The sequence below is a fragment of the Bacteroides sp. BFG-606 genome, from assembly GCF_024788145.1.
Lineage (GTDB): Bacteria > Bacteroidota > Bacteroidia > Bacteroidales > Bacteroidaceae > Bacteroides > Bacteroides vicugnae.
The window spans coordinates 2,992,235-3,011,802 of the sequence record NZ_JANUIL010000001.1 but is presented as its reverse complement, the minus strand read 5'-3'; the positions used below and the strand labels follow the sequence as shown (position 1 = coordinate 3,011,802).

The 19,568-nt window shown below is 43.1% G+C and carries 13 protein-coding genes and 1 pseudogene; 2 read left to right on the top strand and 12 right to left on the bottom strand.

Going from position 1 to position 19,568, the window contains the following annotated elements; genetic code table 11:
• From lptE to NXV01_RS10605, 12 genes and pseudogenes are all read right to left on the bottom strand, one after another.
• Positions 1–528 carry an LptE family protein gene (gene lptE / locus NXV01_RS10660; RefSeq protein WP_074557343.1) on the bottom strand — a complete coding sequence of 176 codons (528 nt, stop codon included), beginning with the start codon at positions 526–528 and terminating at the stop codon, positions 1–3.
• Positions 515–1,756 carry a sigma-54-dependent Fis family transcriptional regulator gene (locus NXV01_RS10655; RefSeq protein ID WP_074557341.1) on the bottom strand — a complete coding sequence of 414 codons (1,242 nt, stop codon included), beginning with the start codon at positions 1,754–1,756 and terminating at the stop codon, positions 515–517. The genes lptE and NXV01_RS10655 overlap by 14 nt, the downstream gene beginning before the upstream one ends.
• 104 nt (positions 1,757–1,860) lie before the next feature.
• Positions 1,861–2,955 (bottom strand): 4-hydroxythreonine-4-phosphate dehydrogenase PdxA, encoded by a 1,095-nt coding sequence (gene pdxA / locus NXV01_RS10650; RefSeq protein ID WP_258979691.1) that lies wholly within the window; start codon positions 2,953–2,955, stop codon positions 1,861–1,863.
• Between the two features lie 4 nt (positions 2,956–2,959).
• Positions 2,960–4,003, bottom strand: a complete 1,044-nt coding sequence (locus tag NXV01_RS10645) for a DUF4837 family protein (protein ID WP_074557337.1) — start codon at positions 4,001–4,003, stop codon at positions 2,960–2,962.
• An 18-nt stretch (positions 4,004–4,021) separates the two neighbouring features.
• Entirely contained in the window at positions 4,022–5,056 is a 1,035-nt protein-coding gene (rlmN, locus tag NXV01_RS10640; protein ID WP_259022352.1) for a 23S rRNA (adenine(2503)-C(2))-methyltransferase RlmN, read from the bottom strand.
• A 103-nt stretch (positions 5,057–5,159) separates the two neighbouring features.
• Positions 5,160–8,510 (bottom strand): DUF4062 domain-containing protein, encoded by a 3,351-nt coding sequence (locus NXV01_RS10635; protein WP_259022350.1) that lies wholly within the window; start codon positions 8,508–8,510, stop codon positions 5,160–5,162.
• A 205-nt stretch (positions 8,511–8,715) separates the two neighbouring features.
• Positions 8,716–10,857, bottom strand: coding sequence for a peptidylprolyl isomerase (locus tag NXV01_RS10630; RefSeq protein WP_259022349.1), 2,142 nt, complete (start codon positions 10,855–10,857; stop codon positions 8,716–8,718).
• A 119-nt stretch (positions 10,858–10,976) separates the two neighbouring features.
• Positions 10,977–12,234: pseudogene (locus tag NXV01_RS10625) on the bottom strand (hemolysin family protein).
• 53 nt (positions 12,235–12,287) lie between these two features.
• The gene (gene lptC / locus NXV01_RS10620; RefSeq protein WP_099146244.1) at positions 12,288–12,902 is read right to left on the bottom strand and encodes an LPS export ABC transporter periplasmic protein LptC; all 615 of its coding nucleotides are present in this window, start codon (positions 12,900–12,902) and stop codon (positions 12,288–12,290) included.
• Between the two features lie 43 nt (positions 12,903–12,945).
• Positions 12,946–14,271 (bottom strand): hypothetical protein, encoded by a 1,326-nt coding sequence (locus NXV01_RS10615; protein WP_099146245.1) that lies wholly within the window; start codon positions 14,269–14,271, stop codon positions 12,946–12,948.
• 62 nt (positions 14,272–14,333) lie between these two features.
• On the bottom strand, positions 14,334–15,605 hold the full coding sequence (locus NXV01_RS10610) for an outer membrane protein transport protein (RefSeq protein ID WP_259022348.1): 1,272 nt from the start codon (positions 15,603–15,605) through the stop codon (positions 14,334–14,336).
• On the bottom strand, positions 15,592–16,380 hold the full coding sequence (locus tag NXV01_RS10605) for a type III pantothenate kinase (protein ID WP_176553111.1): 789 nt from the start codon (positions 16,378–16,380) through the stop codon (positions 15,592–15,594). Before NXV01_RS10605 ends, NXV01_RS10610 begins: the two co-directional genes overlap by 14 nt.
• A 408-nt stretch (positions 16,381–16,788) precedes the next feature.
• On the opposite strand from NXV01_RS10605, the gene NXV01_RS10600 reads away from it, so the two are divergent.
• Both NXV01_RS10600 and NXV01_RS10595 read left to right on the top strand, forming a co-directional pair.
• On the top strand, positions 16,789–17,976 hold the full coding sequence (locus NXV01_RS10600; protein WP_259022347.1) for a DUF4105 domain-containing protein: 1,188 nt from the start codon (positions 16,789–16,791) through the stop codon (positions 17,974–17,976).
• Positions 17,976–19,550 (top strand): alkaline phosphatase family protein, encoded by a 1,575-nt coding sequence (locus NXV01_RS10595; RefSeq protein WP_148364398.1) that lies wholly within the window; start codon positions 17,976–17,978, stop codon positions 19,548–19,550. The genes NXV01_RS10600 and NXV01_RS10595 overlap by 1 nt, the downstream gene beginning before the upstream one ends.
• Positions 19,551–19,568 lie beyond the last annotated feature (18 nt).

The following is a 19,568-nucleotide window of genomic DNA, read 5'->3' as shown; positions in this document are numbered from 1 at the left end:
TTACCAGTTTGCTACAGTTGCATTAAAAATTTGGTCGGTGATCTCTTTAGACATTTCAGCAATCAATCCGTCCTGTACGGCAGTCAGCAACTGGGTAGAGTCGTAGGTACGGAAAGCAGAAAACTGTTGTTCAAAGTCTTCGGCATGATTGGTATTGTTGACAAAGCGTACATTGACGGTGATAGTCAATTTTGTTTCCGAAGAGTAACCGTCGGCAGATACTGCCTGGTTATACTGATTGTATCCTGTGATTTCTCCGTCAATCTGCAAGTCGGCATTCTGATTCGGCTTGAGCAGTTGCAGACGGGTTTGCCGGATGAAGATATCTTTCAGGTCTTCATTGAACTTGGTCGCCAACGGAGCATACACATACTCCGACTTGATCGGGAAATCTGCTATCGAAATAGTCTTTACCTTATCATAATTGATAGACGATCCGTTAAACTTATAGGAGACAGTGCACGCAATGACTACCACCGGTAAAACGAACAGTACCAAAGGGCGTATTATTTTCTTAATCCAATTCATATTCTTTTATTTTTCTATAAAGTGTACGCTCGGAAATATTCAAGTCCTTAGCCGCACTTTTCCGCTTTCCATGATGCCTTTCAAGTGCTTTGCGTATCATTTCTTTTTCCACTTCGTCCAGTGACAAAGGAGGTTCTTCTACATATTCTTCCGTGTCTTGTATGTCATCATCATCCTTGCAAACCGCAGGCTGCATGGTATGAATGATAGCAGGTACCGAAGGCTGGTGTGTCGTCACCACCGGGGTAGTAACCACCGTTCCCACTTGTCCTACCTGCCCCACCTGTCCGGCACGTTCAGCCATCAGGTTGTGTACCATCTTCTTCAACTCCGCTACCTCCTGGCGCATATCGAACAGAACGGAATAAAGAATCTCCCGTTCACTTTCAAAGCCTTTACTTTCGCGTGTTCCCATCAGTGCGGGAAGACGTTGTATATTTTGTGCGGGAAGATAATTCTGCAAGATGGCGGCAGTGATCTCCCTGTTTGTTTCAATGATGGATATTTGCTCGGTGATGTTCTTCAGCTGGCGCACGTTACCGGGCCACGGATAAGCCAGCAATTCTTTCTTGGCATCCTCCGTCAGCTGAATAGCGGGCATCCGGTATTTCTCTGCAAAGTCTGCGGAAAACTTACGGAACAACAGGAGCACATCGTCCCCACGTTCACGCAAAGGGGGAATCTGGATAGGTACCGTATTCAACCGGTAATATAAATCTTCACGGAAACGTCCTTCGGCAATCGCTTGTGTAAGATTGACATTGGTAGCTGCAACAATACGTACATCCGTCTTTTGTACTTTGGACGAACCTACTTTTATAAACTCGCCACTCTCCAACACACGAAGCAAACGTGCCTGGGTAGGCATCGGCAACTCCCCTACTTCGTCAAGGAAAATAGTACCACCGTCGGCTTCGCCAAAGTACCCTTTCCGTTCGCCAATCGCACCGGTAAACGCACCCTTCTCATGCCCGAACAGTTCGGAATCAATCGTACCTTCCGGAATAGCACCACAGTTGACAGCAATATACTGCCCGTGCTTCCTCCGGCTATATTGATGAATAATCTGCGGAAAACTTTCTTTTCCGACTCCACTTTCTCCGGTAATCAGCACAGACAAATCGGTAGGAGCTACCTGAATGGCAACATCTATGGCGCGCAACAATGCTTCGGTATTACCTATAATACCGAAACGTTGTTTCACTTGTTGTATCTCTGCTTTTGTCATCTATTTTAAGTATTAAGCCAATATAAAGTATTAAGTATAAAGTATTAAGTATTAACCTTGCAAATGATCGACTGTGATAATACTTAATACTTTATACTTAATACTTATTCTTCGTCTACTGTATCCAGTTTCAGTTTATCACTATCATCACGTTTCTCGTAATACTGTTTACGCAACGGATTGGCACGAGCCACCTTTTCCCGCTGACGATTACGGAACACGTCGATGGCAACATAAATTGCCTGACGGAAAGAATCTTCACAAGCCACTCCCTTGCCTGCAATATCATAAGCAGTACCATGAGCCGGAGAAGTACGTACCACCGGCAGACCTGCCGTATAGTTCACTCCATCTTCCATAGCCAATGCTTTGAACGGAGCCAGCCCCTGATCGTGATACATTGCCAGGATACCGTCAAAATGAGTATAATTGCCTGAACCCATAAAGCCATCGGCCGCATAAGGACCGTAACTAAGGATTCCTTTCTCTTCCATTTCTTTCATGGCAGGAATAATCACTTCCTGTTCTTCCATTCCCAACAAACCATCATCTCCGGCGTGAGGGTTGAGAGAGAGTACCGCGATACGCGGAGCACCAATGCCGAAATCCTGTTTCAAGCAACGATGGAATATCATCAGCTTCTCCTGAATCAGTTCCTTGGTAATCGTAGTGGCAATCTCTCTGACAGGGATATGCGTCGTAACCAAAGCTACCCGGAAGTCATTCTTCATCAAAATCATCAATGATTTATTACCGTTACCCAGACGTTCTTCGATATATTCCGTATGTCCGGGGAATGAAAATTCTTCCGACTGAATCGTATGTTTGTTGATCGGAGCTGTCACGATGACGTCGATCAAACCTTCGCGATATTCTTCAATGGCACGTTCCAAGGCTCCCAACGCAGCTTTACCCGCTTCGGGATCGGGTTTGGAAAATTCCACTTTCACCTCATCATCCGTGCAGTTCACCACACTCAAGCGGTTGTATCCCGCTTCGGTAGCAGAGTTGACAATACTGAAATTCGTCTGTATGTCCAACGCTTTACGATGATAAGCCGCTACTTTTGGTGAACCGTAAATGATCGGAGTACATAGTTCCAACATTGTAGGGTCGGAAAATGTCTTCAGAATCACCTCATAGCCCACCCCGTTAATATCTCCCTGGGTGATACCTATTCTTATCTTGTTATCTTCCATGTTTTTATTTTTTAGTTTGTTCCGCTGCCTCCTTGGATACACCTCCCAATGGAATTTGATTCTGCTGAACTTCATTCGGAAGTTTCAGTGTATAAAGAGATGCTTCCATCTGGCGTACCAGGTTGCGTTTCATTTTATCAGGTGAATAAACAAATATTTCTGCTGTAATAATTCGTTGGTTTTTCTCGTCCAGGCGAGTGTGGGAAACGTATGGGCCACCCATAAAATCACCCTTCATACGCCACAAGCCGCGTGCTTCCATCGTGTAGCTGTTCTGTACATTGATGGGACGAACGTCAGTCAGCAAACTGTCAGTCGACATATAAACGCCTTCTTTGAATCCGGGGATATTGGCTTGCATCACAGAGTCACGCTTATGCACAAAATATTCTTTCGTAAATGTATCCTTGTCAGTATAAGGATAAGAGTACATCACAAAATTACGGTCGGCAGTACCTGTGTTGGTAGAAGCCCAGAAAAAGTTCTCACCGGTTTTAGAATTGGTCAGTTCGGAAGGCAACCAGATATTGCAGCCGAACAGGCTATCCACTTTGTTGGAGATAAAGTTACTGTGTTTTTCTTCCAATAACGTAATCTGACGGTTCATTTCCGCACGGGTAAAGAAGTCGACAATCGTCTTTTTATTCTCTTCTACAAACTTTTCAAACTCTTCTTCGTTCGGAGCCTGGATAGTCAATATCATTTGCGGATTGGCATATACGTCTTTCGCATATTTGAAAGATGCTTTCGTATATATATCCTGTATATCTACAATAATAATGTTACGTATCAGCTTCAATGTAGAATCATAGTCTTTCGGTGAAGTATACATAATCCGGAAAGAAGGTTCCGACTGCGGCAAACCGGGCATATCGGAATCGAGCGCATCATGTAAAGCCCTTCCGGCAGCACGATCCCAAACACCGTGATCTACTACAACCAGAAGCTCATAGGCACGACCACTAGAGGTGTGATTTCCTTTCAGACCACAAGAAGCAACGACAAAGGCTACCAAAGCGATGCTTAAATAAAAAAAGTACTTTTTCATGATGTTCGGTTTTATATATTAACTCTCATTATTTTCTTCCTGTTTCGCTGTCGACAACATACCACAAGCTGCAAAAATATCTTCTCCTCTTGAAGAACGGATGGTGGTGAAAAGCCCGTGTGACGTCAGATAATCACGAAAACGGGTCATCGTTTCCATGTCCGCTCCTTCGAGGTCTACTCCCGGTATGGCATGAAAACGAATCAGATTCACCCTGCAATCCAGTCCGCGAAGAAGCTTCAGTAGCTCTTTGGCATAGACCTGCAAATCATTAAGCCCTTTAAAAACAATATATTCAAATGAAAGTCGACGTTGTTTGCTAAAATCATAGTTTTTTAACAGTTCCACCATCTCGGTGATCGAATATGCCCTTTCTGCCGGCATCAATTCGGAGCGTTGAGCTGTCAATGGAGAGTGAAGACTGATGGCGAGATGGCAATCGTTTTCTTCGATAAAACGCTGCAATCCTTTCCGTAGTCCGACTGTAGAAAGTGTGATACGCTTCGGGCTCCAAGCATAGCCATAGGTAGCGGTCAGTAGTTCCAATGCTTTCAGCACCTCATCCAAATTATCAAGCGGTTCGCCCATTCCCATCATCACGACATTGGTCAGTTTGTCGCGTTCCGGCAACGAATGAATCTGGTTGATGATCTGACTGGCGGTCAGGTTGGCGGTATAGCCTTGTTTACCCGTCATGCAGAACTTACAGTTCATCTTGCAACCTACTTGTGAAGACACACACAACGTTGCCCGGTCGTCATCCGGAATATAAACCGACTCAACAAAATGATTCTCACCAACTTTATAAAGATACTTCACCGTACCATCTACAGAGCGCATTTCATCTACCGGAGCAACTGCTCCCACCTCATAGTTCTGCTTGAGCAACTCCCGGTGTTTCAACGACAAATTAGTCATTTCATCAATCGAGGCTACCTTCTTTTCGTAAAGCCATGATGCAATCTGTTTGGCAGCAAAGCCGGGCATACCCAGTCTTTTTGTCAATGATTGAAGCTCTACAAGAGTCATTCCTAAAAGGGGATATTTAGACATTCTTCTTTCTGTTGATGGTTTATATTTGCAAATGTAAGGAAATAAAGTCGATTTCTATATAGCGAGAATGCAAAAGTTAACAAAAAAGGGAAGTAGTCCCAAGTTATGAACGAACCACATCTATATATTGAAGCAGCTTTTTCGCCATTTCCGAGTCACTACCATTCCTTTTCACTTCATGATCGTACGCCTCACGAAAACAGGACAACGCATCTTCCCGTTCATTACAAAAACTGTGTAAAACCCCTAGATTTTGACAAGCCAGAATCGTATGATCATCCTCCCATCCCAAGTACTTCTTCCGTAGTTCAAACTCTTTTAAGAAAGCATCTTTCGCCATTGGATAATTTTCCATCTTTGCATAAGCTTGCGCTTCGTAGTAACAGACCTCACTAGAAACATCAGGATCAATATCCTCGTGAATATCTAAAGTCGTTGCAATACGAATTACGTTCCCATACTCCTTATTCTCGTAATATTGTCGCATAATATCACATCTCAATGCCTCGTAACGGACAGTTAATTCAGCCAGACGCGGCTTTTCACTGAAAAACTTTTCATGCAGAAGAGACTCACGAAAAAATAAAGTAGAACTTTGTTCATCTCCACGCTCCTTCATCACCCGTTTAAACTCTTTGCACAAATGATACAACTCTTTGTGACAAGCCACGATCTGTTTCCTATTATCTATCTGTATAGCAATACCCAACGCCTCATTCACCAAACTCCACGCTTCATCATATCGCTTAATATAATAAAGACATTTTCCCTGCATACGCAAACATTTAGCCACTCCACTCGACAGTCTGCCATTCAAAGATTCGTGCATTTCAGCCACTTTCCGGAATTTCTTGGCAGCACTCTCTTCCTCATCCCTATAATAATCACAATAAGCCAAAAATTCGGAAAGTTCAATAACTTCTGCCTGACTCTTCTCGTCAGTAGAAGCCGCATGATAATTAAGCGCCCTATTCAAATAAATCGCAGCTTCATTGTATTGCTCATTGTAGTAATATGCCAGAGCCAGATTCCGACAGGTATTGGCAATCTCCAATTCCGGAGTTGGTACAATACTTTCCTGCATCACCAATGCTTTCAAGAAACAGTCGCATGCCGTTTCGTATTCTTCATTGCGGGCGTACCGGCATCCTTCATTCATCTTTAATACCGACTTGGCAATTAACGGTATCGCTTCTCCTTCCATACTTTTCTCGCTCACCTCCATTGCCGCCTTCGTCAGATGGAAAGAGCTGCTTAAGAAAGTAGCCATGTCATTAGCAATGACAGGAATCAAAAAAGAGTCAATCTGACCAAAGTCCAATTCAGCATAGGCTGCAGGCGTAAGCGAAGGGTTATCGTTCATTATCGCCTTCCAACAATCTTCTAATAGAGAATAATTAGTGCGATACAGGATTTCGAAGGTTTCCGCATCACAAATCCAATCTCTTAAAAAGTCCCAATGTTGCATCTTATAACTTTGATAAGTAATTTCCACTTGATAGCGATAAGAATCATGGTAACAAAACTGCTTCATGCGATAGTTATAATCAGCAAAAGTCAAAGGATGCGAAAGAGTATCGCTATCATCCAGAAGAGCAACAATTATTTCCTTGCGACACTCGTCTATAGACACGTCATCTTGAACAAAACACCGTTCAATCGCCTCTATCATTTGTGTATCACAAATGCAATATCGCCCCCCTTTGTTGGTGAGCCAACTACTCATTTCCACTCTCAACTGCGACCAAAGCAGCTGATTAATACCTGTCATACTCTTTACCTCATCTTCGGTAAATCCTTCTAAAGTAAGTGAAAGCATTAAAAGCGCTCTTCCAATCCTATCGAAACCATAATCAGACGACAAACGCCGGAGCACACTGTCGTAGAATTGGGCAATCTCGTTTATCTGACAATATCCACTCATATATTCACTAAGAGTATCATATTGACCAAACGAAACTAATTCATTGAGCAATACATTTAAGCAGCGCGGTTGTTTAGCCAGCCCCCATGAGCTAAGAATATCTTCTTGCTGTGCAGACAGAGCTTTAGAATAAGTAGACAAATATTGTTTTGAAAACGACTTTGCATCAGCCTGCGAAAAGCCATTCAACCGGTAATGAACGTACCCGTTCCGGACAAAAGGCAGATATGCAGTAGATGATGCAGCAAAACTTAACACAACCTTCACATTAGACGGTATAGATCCGAATAAAGAAAACAGAGACACTTCCGTTGAATTTAGATAACTGATATCATCAATCAATAAAATGATAGCATATTTTGATCTCCCCAGCGCAGCCCATAACTGACTGAACTTTTGAATAGAATTCAAATCTTCCTCAATTTCTTTAATGTTTCGAAGTGTGTTTTCTGAAAAACCGTCCAATACATTATTCCCAAACACCATTGATTCTCTCACAATATCCAGAATCGATCTGGCTGTACCTTGAGTTGAATCTGATTCCTTTGAAACTTCAGCGGTAAACAAATCTTCTTCACCTAAAGTCTGACATTTAAGTGCATTCTGACATTTGGCAGCTAATGCCCTCACCAAAGTCTCCGGATAAGAAGACAGCGTAGTATTGTCCAGTCGATGATATATGGGAATCATCTGCGTATCATTGTTCACCCAATCACTCCAATGAGCCAGCAGAGCACTCTTACCAAGACCACGATCACCCGTTACAACCAGACACCGTTGCTCATCCGCAGCTAAGAAATCGGAAAAAGCCTGATCCGCTTCAGGTATTGGATGATAATTAAATAAGAGTTCATTACGGGTTAACTGTTCTTGCAATGCCTGGTTATCTTCCACAGTCAATACACTAGGAAACTCTTGTTCGAGCAGTTCTGTGAAAGCAGATTCTACAAATTGACATAGCTGCTCGGGCGAATCATACTCTTGCACAGGATAGCGATCCTGCTGCAAAAGACACTCTTTAAGATGCTGCAGCTTATGAAGCTCCTCTTTAGGACAAGAGGGATCAGTAGCAGACTGTTTGATATAAAAATAGGCATGCAACGGATCGGGATTGCGCAGTACTCCAAACTGCATTTCCATCTCTGTCACACTCAAGTGGTTATTCAAATCATCTTCCACCCAACTATATTCCAGGCTATCACTGAAAGTCTGCGATAAATCTTCATAACTGGGACACCATCCATAGCGTTCACCTACCATGCCAATGAAGAAAGGCCGGGAATGCACTATTTCTTTCAAACAGATTTCGACCACCTTGCCACTTTTTGCATCTTCTTCCGTGATGCCCCAACGCAGGTCGACCAATGAAATGGTAACACCACGACTGGCAGCCTTCACTTGCAAGCCCTTAAAAAGTTTGACTAATGCAGAGCGTTCCATCTCCATGTCTCTGAACGTTGACGAAAGGAATACACGAATGATACGTGAATTTTCAGTGGGAACTGAATACTGGGCTAGTTGTTTGGTCATAATATAGATTCATATTAGTTAATGAAGTATTTCACAAAGCCAATTAAAGATTGGCAAGGTATGGAAAATTTATCAGATAACAAAGATCGTAAACGAAAATGAGAATAAAAAAGGCACGGATTACACGGATTTCGCGGTTCTCTCATAAGTTAAAACCGTGTAAATCCGTGTAATCCGTGCCTGAATATCTATTCCTATTACTTCTTTAGAAGAACAGGAAGCGTGTATCTTTTACGTTTGCTTTCAGATACAAGTCGTTCATCAGACGGCTGGCAAAACGTGCGTGCATGTTAGTCAGCGTAGCTTCTTCAGCTTTTGCGTCGAATGTTTCGTTCAACTTGTCTTTACCGCATACTTGCAATACAAATACTCCGGCGTTACCTTTAATAGGAGCACTCAACTGATTTTCCGAAGCAACAGAAGCATAAGCACCTACCAGCGGCTCGCTGCTGCGCAATGCTGATACATAAGCAGGGGCTGCAAAAGTAACCATCTTCAAAGAGTCGCTGACTGCATTAGCCATATCTTTGTACTGGTTGAATGAAGTTGCATTGGCAGCTTTCATGTCAGCCATGATCTTTTCAGCTTTCTTGTCTTTCACGATTTCAGCTCTCAACTGATCCTGTACAGCTTTCAACGGACGGTATCCTTCCGGTTTAATGCTTACCAGACCTACCACCATCAGGTGATCGCTTTCGCCACATTCGTACAAGCCGGAAACATCACCCGGTTTCGCTTTATCAAATGTCCATCTCAAAGCCTCTTTTGTACCTCTCACGCCACCGATGTTATGTTCAGAGCTGCTCAAATCCATTCTGTCGAGCAATCTGTAACCAGCTTCTTCAGCGTTAGCCACCATCTTTTCTACACTAGGGTTAGCAGCGATAAACTGGCTGAAATCATTATAAGCACGGTTGTAAGTTTCTTTGCTGAACTCTACTTCACGCTTGATAACAGCTACTTTATATTTATCTTTCACAGATTTCTTGTTAGTCACCTGAAGGATTACATTTGCTTGTCCCATCGGCAAGTTCACCAGTTCGTTCACACCTGCATTGTTGATAGCAGAGATGAATTTCAGGTTGTCACCATCTAGCTGTGCACCTTCATACTGTGCAGAAGTGATCCAGTTAGCATCACCAGTCTGGCCATATTTCTTTGCAACATCTGCAAAGTTAGCACCGCCTTTAATAGCGTTATAGATACTGTCAGCCAATGTCTTTGTCTTCACTGCATCTTCTGCGTATACCTGAATCTGACGGAATTCCACAGAGTCGGCAGCAGCAGCCTTAGCAACTACTTTAAAAGAGTTGATTGTATTGTCGGCTCCGTTATAGTAAGGACCATAAATAGCACCAACAGAAGCAGAGTCCAAACGTGCAACTACATCTGACGGGAAAGCTGTCTTGTTATAGAACAAGTCTACATAAGGAGCTTCCGAGCCAACCGAACGGATAAAAGAAGTATAATCATCCGTAGTGGTAGCCAACTGTGCAGTAGCTTCGTCTACTTCTTTCTGGATAGCTGCTCTGTCTTCAGCACTTGCAGTTACCTGTACATCAATATATTTGACGTCACGAGTTTCCTGATATTGCTTGAATTGTTCTTTCTTCTTGTTATACAAATCTTTCAGTTCCGATTCTTTCACTACAATTGTAGAATCTACCACAGAAGAGTAAGGAATACCAGCCATCAACACATTGTACTGGTTTACTCTTGCGTCGAAAGCATCCTGTGCTTCCACCGGATTAGAAAGAAGAGCTTTAGAAACCAATGCCTGGTATTTTTCAGCCAGACGGCTCTGAATCAACGTTTTCTGGATGAACGACCAGTATTTATACATATTGTTGTATTGTTCAGCATACTGTGCCGGCATCTGTGACTCGCTCATCTTGGCATATTCCACGAGGAACTTGTTCAACATATCCTTGTCGAAGTTGCCTGTTTGCGGATTCTGGAAAGGAGTTTGTCTCAACAAAGGATGAACGCCAGCTTTCAGGATGTCCTGAATTTCAGCAGCAGAAACAGTCAGTCCCAGTGCTTTTGCTTCTTTTTCAACCAGTTTATTGTTTACGTAGGAACGCCATACTTCATCGCGCACCTGATTGGTTTGTTCGTCATTCAAGGCGGTCACCCCACGCATGAGTTTCACCACTTCGGTATATTCTTCTACCAAATTCTGATACTCTTGAGCGGAAAGAGCGTCTCCGTTCACCTCACCTACGTCATGTGCCTGATGCGGCTGCATCACCTTCCATGCGTCACCCGCAATGAAAGCAAACAGCGCCAAGCCGATAACAATCACCAATAGAGGTCCTTTCGACCTAATGTTTTGTAACGTTGCCATTTTGATTAATACGATTTATGTTTATTATTATTTCTTTCTTTTGTCGTTTTAGCGCACGAAGATACAAAAAATGCTAATATGCATCTATTTATTGGCTAAAAATTTCTTGATTATCGTCATTATTCCAAGACTTTTAATCGCACGAGTTCTATTTTTGTCGCTGTGACCTTAATTATCTTGAATTGATAACGTCCTACCCGCACCACTTCATGCAGCTTCGGGAAGCTCTGATATTGGTTCAGAATCAGCCCTCCTACCGTCAGATAATCGTCCGATTCGGGCAAATCAAGTCCGAACGTCTCATTGACTTTTTCTATCTCCAAGCGGGCGGACAACACATACTCGCGTTCGTCGATCTGCTTGCTGATGTAGGAAGTATTATCGTGCTCATCCTCTATATCTCCAAAGATTTCTTCCACGAGGTCTTCCAGAGATACGATGCCGGATGTTCCGCCAAATTCATCCACCACTACGGCAATCGTTTTCTTTTGCTGCATGAAGAGTTTCATCAATTTATGGGCGGACATGGTTTCGGGTACAATCGGCACTTGCTTCACATTCTCATGCCAGTTTTTCGGAGCACGAAACATTTCTGACGAATGGATATAACCCACTACATTATCGATATTTCCATCATACACAATGATCTTGGAGATTCCGGATTCGATGAAGCGGCTTTTCAACTCGTCCAGTGAAGTTGTCAGATCAACGGCCACCACTTCAGTACGGGGAACGATACAGTCACGGATTTTTATGTTCGAGAAATCCAAAGCGTTCTGGAAGATTTTCACTTCCGTATCCAGTTCTTCCTCATTCTCGGCATTATCAATACTGCTTTGCACGAAGTAATCCAAGTCTACTTTCCCAAACGCTCTATCGGACGCATCCTTGTTGACCTTCATTCCAAAGACACGAAGAAATAAGCAGGACAAACCGGAAGCCAGTTTGGAAATAGGATATAGAATGACATAACAAACAATAAGTGGAATGGCAAAAATATTCAATACCAGATTGGGATTGATTTTGAAGATTGTTTTCGGCAGAAACTCTCCGGTCACCAGAATGATAAGGGTAGAAATTATAGTCTGCGCCAGCACCATCAGAAAATGATTGTCAATGAATCCTGCCAGCAAATTATCACCGATAATCTGTGCCATCAGGATACCATAGATGACCAGGGCGATGTTATTCCCCACCAACATGGTAGAGATAAATTCATTCGGGTTCTTGAAGAAGATGGAGAGGATGCGGGACGTAATTCCCCCCCTTACGTTCCATCTCAAAACGCAGTTTGTCTACCGACACAAAGGCGATCTCCATTCCTGAAAAGAAGGCGGAGAAGACCATGGTGATAATTAGAGAGATATAAATATTCATAAGTTCTGATTTACGATTAGACGATTTACGATGTACGATTGATAGTACTTCGCCTATTTCGCTGAATCTTTTTTCACTGAATCCGGCAGTGCTTTCGTTTCCGGTTGGGGCGGACCACCCGCTTCCTCATCCACATAGAAAATGCCTTCGATATTATGGATGGTATATATGGTCATTTGCTGGTTCGAGTCGAATCCATGCCCTGTAATAATTCTGTCCGGTTGTTGAATACGTATAAACTTGTCAGAATACACCTTCTGGGTAGCTTCGTTCCAGTACAGCAGTTCCGTATTAAAACGCTCTCCTTTCCGGTTCTGTATATCTACGTTCCCTATCAGCTTCCAAAGCCTTTCTTTGTCATAATAGTAGGCAGTATCCGCTTTGATACTGGCTTCTATATGAAAGATAGAGTCGAACTGTTCCAGATATACGCCTTTCTCAAAGGCCCAATAGGATGGTTTCTTACGGTCGTACACCGACCATTCTTCCGTATTCACTCTGTAGCGTGTCACTCCGGAATCGGAGATAAGGGTGGTGACTCCCAATGTTGTCATCATCGGAAGGGAATCACGTTCAGTGATGGCCTCACCCATAGCTTTCTTCTTTCCACCACAGGAAGATAATAAAAGAAGCATAACAATCACCCCGAAGGTGATTGTTATGCTCATGCTTTTATGCAATAAACGGTTTCTTCGTTTTCGCAACATACATTTATCTAATCGTTGTAGTCTCTCCTATCCAACCGCCGATAGTGATGCGGTCGCCTTGCTTGTAACCTAACATAAATAGGTCTTTAGCTTGCGGAGTATGACCTGAATATCTACCGATCAATTTGTTAGCTTCTTCAGCTACGCTCGGATCCACTTGTTTTGCACGTTGCAATTTATCGATCACTGCAAAGTAAGTACACTTGTTCAGAGCAGATTCGTCGCTCCAGTTAGGACTCATTGCATAAAGGTTAGCAATCAGGATATAAGGAGCACCATAATTCTCGTTGAAACCAATTGCTTTCTGGCAATAAGCTCTTGCTTGAGACAGTTTCTTGGCAGAAGCCAGTACTGCTGCAGCAGCGTATGCTTTTTCAGCCTTCTTCATATTGTCTGTTTCCAGATTCACTGCTTCATCGAAGAATTTCACCGCACCGTCAATATCACCTTTCTTAAATGCCTGATAAGCACATCCGGTAGCTGCTTCTGCAGTAGGTTCTATCTTATAAGAATAGAAAGAAGCCTGTTGATAAGCGTCACTTTCAGTACATTTCATCATTTTCATGATATCGATTACTTTCTTCAAGTAAGCCAAGTCTGTTTGGTTAGCTTCTACTTTCGGTCCATAGATGCTTTGCAATGATTCACAATCAGCTGTTCCACTGTTTACAAACAAAGCAACCAAGTTGTCTTTGATACCCAGCAAAGATTTCTTTTTAGCTTCACTAGCCTCGGCTGCAATAGCAGCATCTACATATTCAGAAGCAGCCAGATAATCCTGAATGAACTGTTCTTTATGATTCGGATCCGTTTTCAGTTTATCCAAAGACATTTGCAGGAAATAGAAGATAGTTGCACCTGCCGATTCACCTTTCACAGCGTTTACAGACTGGCTCAACCATTGATAGGCCTGATTCACATCAATCTTCGGAGCAAAAGCAATATAATCTACCGCTTTGATACCCAGAGCTTCATCAACAGAAGACACTTTTGTACCTTTAGACAAGAATTCATCCGTATATTTGATACGCAGGTCATGCGTATTCATCAGTTCATTAAAATATTTCTGATAATCCGCACTATTCCGGTCTTTAATTTGTCCCATCAAGCCTTTCAGAATTTTATATCCGTCAGTAAAGGTATAGAAACGAAGCGTCGGGCAGTTTTCCAACACAGCTTTCCAAGGAGTATACGCATCTTTAAAATTACCAGCACGCACAGCTTCATGCGAAATACTACTGTTTGAGTTACAGTTAGACGCATCCTGTGCTACCACAGTGGTTGCTCCTGCCGAAAGGAACAACATAGCCACAAGCGTTTTAATTTTCATTGTATCTAAATTTTAGTTGTTATTATATAGTCGTCTATTCTCTCTCACATCGATTCATCCCATTATTCCACTCTGCGTTTGAAGAACCAACGTTCGTTGAACGTCAATCCGATACTCACGCGGAAGATATTTTCATTTACAAAAGCCGCTTCCTGTCCACTGATGCGAACAAACTGCCCGCTAATGCTAAGAATGGAACGGGAACGGGGTACAGGCAGACCGAAACCAGCAGTTACGCCATATTCACGGGTAGCCTCTTTGCCGCCGACCTTATAATACGGAGTCGTATAATAAGCTCCCAAACGGTATTTTATATGGGATAAATAGGAACGTCCAATCAAATTAGGAATGTATTCCGCACCCACTGATATTTTATGACGGTCGCAATACGTGTATGTTTCTTTAAAGTCTTCACGTACAGCTTCATCTGGTGTATTTACGTCAAATTTCGTTTTTGACCATTGTTGCAAACTATAATCCAGACCAACTGTCAGGCGTTTGTCATAGTTATATGTAAATCCGACACCAAATGTATTAGGAACTTCAAACGTAGCATCCAAGTTATTGCTATTAGTTGTACTAACCTGTGTCGTTATCGTATAATCGTTATTCAATTTATGCTTCGGAGAAAAAACAGCCCCGATTGTCATCGAATGTTTTTTACTCAAATCCAATGTGTATTGTGCACCGAAATCCAGTTTATAGTCTGAAATAGATACCCCCATCTGCTGTATATAAGAGTAAGACTCCGATGTCGCGGGATAAATAACAGTCCGCGTACGGGTTATATCTCCCCAAAAATAAGAAGCATTCACACCCAGCGAAAGATTCTTAAGTACTTTCACACCAATACCACCATAAAGTTGATGCAATCCCCCATCTCCTGTAAAACTCCGGGTTTGGCTGACTCCATTATCAACTTTACTGTCCGACACAGAATACCCCACATTGGAGAACGGCAGCAATCCGACACTCATCGCTATCCTCGGATGCAAACGAAATTGCATAGCCAGATAGTCAAAACTGGAGTTTTTAGCGTTCAGTTTCACACCGCTACCGCTAATATTCATATTTTGCAGACTGACACCTCCTTCAAAGAGGAATGTCAATGAGTCAATGGCTGTATACGAAGCAGGATTCAGCGGATTGATCTGTGCTCCATCCCGAAGTCCAAAAGCAATTCCCCCCATCGCCTTGCTGTTACCGAAACTCTGATCGGACAAGTCGCCATAGCCATATCGTGTATAAGGAGAGTTTGTATTATTTTGAGCGATTGCCATTCCGGTAACCATCGTGAGCAAAAGCGCACAAAGTGTGTGTTTAAATCCTACCATTATTATAGTTTAAAATTCTATTTAATCCTTTCAACACTAAAAATCTATCTGCAAAGATGATACTTTTTACGCTGCTATCAAAAGAAAAATCATCTCCGCCCGTTAAAAAAACCAAAAGTTCAGGATATTTATGCTTCATAGACTCAATATAACCTGAAATTTCGTATTCCATCCCTTTCATCACTCCGGCACGTATAGCCGTTTCGGTGTCCCGTCCCATCGGGAGTTTGCGCCCGTTGGTGTCTACCAGAGGCAAACGTCCTGTAAACTGATGAAGTGCTTTGAAACGCATTTGCATACCGGGAGAAATATTACCGCCATGATACTGACCTTTTGAGTCAATAAACTCATAAGTAATGCAAGTTCCCGCATCAATCACCAATATATCCCGATGAGGAAACTGCTCATTAGCACCCACTACGGCAGCCATACGGTCATATCCCAATGTTTCGGGAGTTTCGTACAGGTTGACAACCGGAAGCGGAGTCTGATGATTGAGCCAGAGCAAAGGAAACGGCAAAGCTGCCAAATCAGCTAATACCTTTTCGCTTAAATCAATGACAGTAGCCACAATCCCCTGTTCAACCGGATATTGGGAACAAAAAGCCTTCAAGCAACCCAACGACTGATTGGATTCAGCTACTACATCCACGATTTCTCCGCCGTCGAAGAAAGCAATCTTTGCCTTTGTATTTCCTATGTCGATTATTAAATTCAAATCTTTTGATTCTTTAGTGGGCGCAAAGGTAAAGTAAAAAAAGAAAAGTTGAAGCATAGAAGAGGAATTATCTTCTTTTTTCATTTTAGAAATCCCCAAAAACAAAAAAATCGAACTATCTATTTTTAAATAGATCAATTATCTTTTATTGTTTATTATGTATTCCACTTTGCGTTCGGCAGTCTTTTTTTATTACATCATAAACAGCTAATAAGCAATAGATTACAAGAGAAAAACTGTGTTCCAAAAAGTGTTCCACTATTTTGTAATCAATTTTCCGTTCAAGCAGAAACATTATTTCACCCCAACAGAGGCTCCATTTAAAGAAAACAGAGCCTTTGTTTAAGCCATATAGAGCTTCTGCTTGTATGAAACGGAGCCTCTATTCTGATAAAATAGAGGCTCCGTTTTCCCGAATCCAACTATTCTTCATATATTTGCCACCGAAATAAAACGAACCAGCTAATGAAACGGTTTTTCTCATGCATCATCCTCTCCTTCTTCCTGTTGCTTTTGCCCGCCGGACAAGCATCTGCCAACAACAACGACTCCATCCGTTTGAGCCTGTTGACTTGTGCCCCCGGAGAGGAAATATATTCCCTGTTCGGACACACTGCCATCCGTTACGAAAATCCTTCACAAGGGATTGACGTTGTATTCAACTACGGATTGTTCAGTTTCAACACTCCCAACTTCATCTTCCGCTTCTCGCTCGGAGAAACAGACTACCAACTGGGAGCAACGGATTATGAACGTTTTGCAGCTGAATACGCATTTTTCGGACGCAGCGTATGGCAGCAAATGCTGAATCTGACCGATGAAGAAAAAACAGAACTAATCCGGTTATTACAAGAAAATTACCGTCCGGAAAACCGGGTGTACCGTTATAATTTCTTTTACGATAATTGTGCTACCCGCCCCCGGGACAAGATAGAAGAAAGCATTGCAGGAAAAGTGATTTATCCCGCAGAACCGCAGGATGGCTCCCACACTTTCCGCGACATCGTACATCAGTATTGCAAAGGACATCCGTGGGCACGTTTCGGCATCGATCTCTGTATCGGAAGTGAAGCCGATCAGCCCATCACACAACGTCAGATGATGTTTGCCCCTTTCTACCTGATGGATGCTTTCGACGGTGCACAAATTAAAGGCAATTCTATCCAGCGTCCACTCATAACGGCCAACGAACTGGTAGTCGATGCCACTCCCGAACCGGATGAAAGCAGCCGGATGCCTACTCCGCTTCAATGCTCCTTACTCTTATTTATACTGACAGCCGCCGCCACAATCTATGGAATCCGCCGGAGAACCGGATTATGGGGAATCGACCTCTTTCTTTTTGGTATGGCAGGCATTGTGGGATGCGTCCTCGCCTTCCTCGCACTCTTCTCCCAACACCCGGCAGTCAGCTCCAATTTCCTATTATTGGTATTCCATCCGGGGCAACTTTTTTTCTTGCCATACATTATATATTGTGTCCGAAAAGGAAAGAAATGTTGGTATTTAACCCTGAATCTGATGGTTTTAACACTTTTTATAGTGCTTTTTCCTGTAATTCCGCAAAGATTTGACTTTGCTGTTGTACCTTTGGCACTCGTTTTGCTGATACGTTCAGCGAGCAATCTGATTGTGACATCTAAAAAGAAATAATGAAAGGACTACTAACTTCCCTCATCACCGTACTGACTTTCACCGGGCTACAAGCCCAGTCACTGCCTGCCGCCCCTAAATTAGTAGTAGGGCTGACGATTGACCAATTACGTACGGACTATTTGGAGGCTTTTTCGTCACTCTACGGTGAGAAAGGCTTCAAACGTCTTTGGAAAGAGGGAAGAGTGTTCCATAACGCCGAATATACCTTCTGCGGTATAGACCGTGCTTCTGCCATAGCGGCTATTTATAGCGGTACGACGCCTTCCATGAACGGAATTATTTCTCAACGCTGGATGGATGCCTCTACCCTTCGCCCCGTCAACAGCACAGACGACACGGCATTTATGGGGTATTACACCGACCAGACTGTCGCCCCCACCAAACTACTGACTTCAACCATTGCCGACGAGCTTAAAATAGCGACACAAGGCAAAGGACTCGTATATGCCATTGCACCAGATTGCGATGCCGCACTTTTCGCAGCCGGACATGCCGGAAACGCTGCTTTCTGGATCAATCCCAACACCGGAAAATGGAGCGGAACCACCTATTATGGAGAGTTTCCGTGGTGGGCAAGCCAATATAACGACCGTCAAGCGATTGATTTCCGTATTGCCGGTATGACATGGGAACCTATATTTCCCCGGGGCATGTACACTTTCCTGCCAGATTGGCGGGATATGCTCTTCAAATATAAATTTGATGATGATCGCAATAACAAGTACCGCCGCTTCATCACCAGCCCTTTTGTAAACGATGAAGTGAATGCGCTTGCCGAAGAAGCATTAAACAAAAGTTCGATCGGCATGGATGACATTACTGACTTATTGGCACTCACTTACTATGCCGGAAACTATGCGCATAAATCCGTACAGGAATGTGCCATGGAAATACAAGACACCTATGTGCGTCTTGACCGCAGCATTGCCGACCTGCTCGAAGTTCTTGATAAGAAAGTAGGACTGCAAAACGTGCTTATTTTCGTCACTTCCACCGGATATATAGACAGCGAATCGCCCGATTCGGGATTGTACAAGATTCCTGGCGGAGAGTTTTATCTCAACCGTTGTGCGGCTCTATTGAATATGTACCTGATGGCTACGTATGGCGAAGGAAAGTATGTGGAAGCTCACCATAACCAGCAGATTTATCTGAATCATAAGTTATTGGAAAAAAAAGAACTGAATCTGGCAGAGATCCAACAAAAGTCAGCAGAATTCCTGATGCAGTTCAGCGGAGTGAACGAAGCCTATTCGGCTAACCGGCTATTACTGGGTTCATGGACTCCGGAAATCTACAAAATACGTAACGGCTACCACCGCAAACGTTCGGGTGACCTCGTAATCGACGTCCTCCCCGGATGGACGATCGTCAACGAGAACGGCGGCGACAACAAAGTGGTACGTCATTCTTATATTCCCTCACCGCTGATTTTCATGGGACATTCCGTGAAACCGGCCATTATCCAGACACCTGTAACCATTGACCATATTGCGCCTACACTGGCACATTTTATGCGCATCCGGGCTCCCAACGCCTGTACTTCTGCTCCTATTACCGACCTTCGGTAAAAATTTACTCACAAAAAC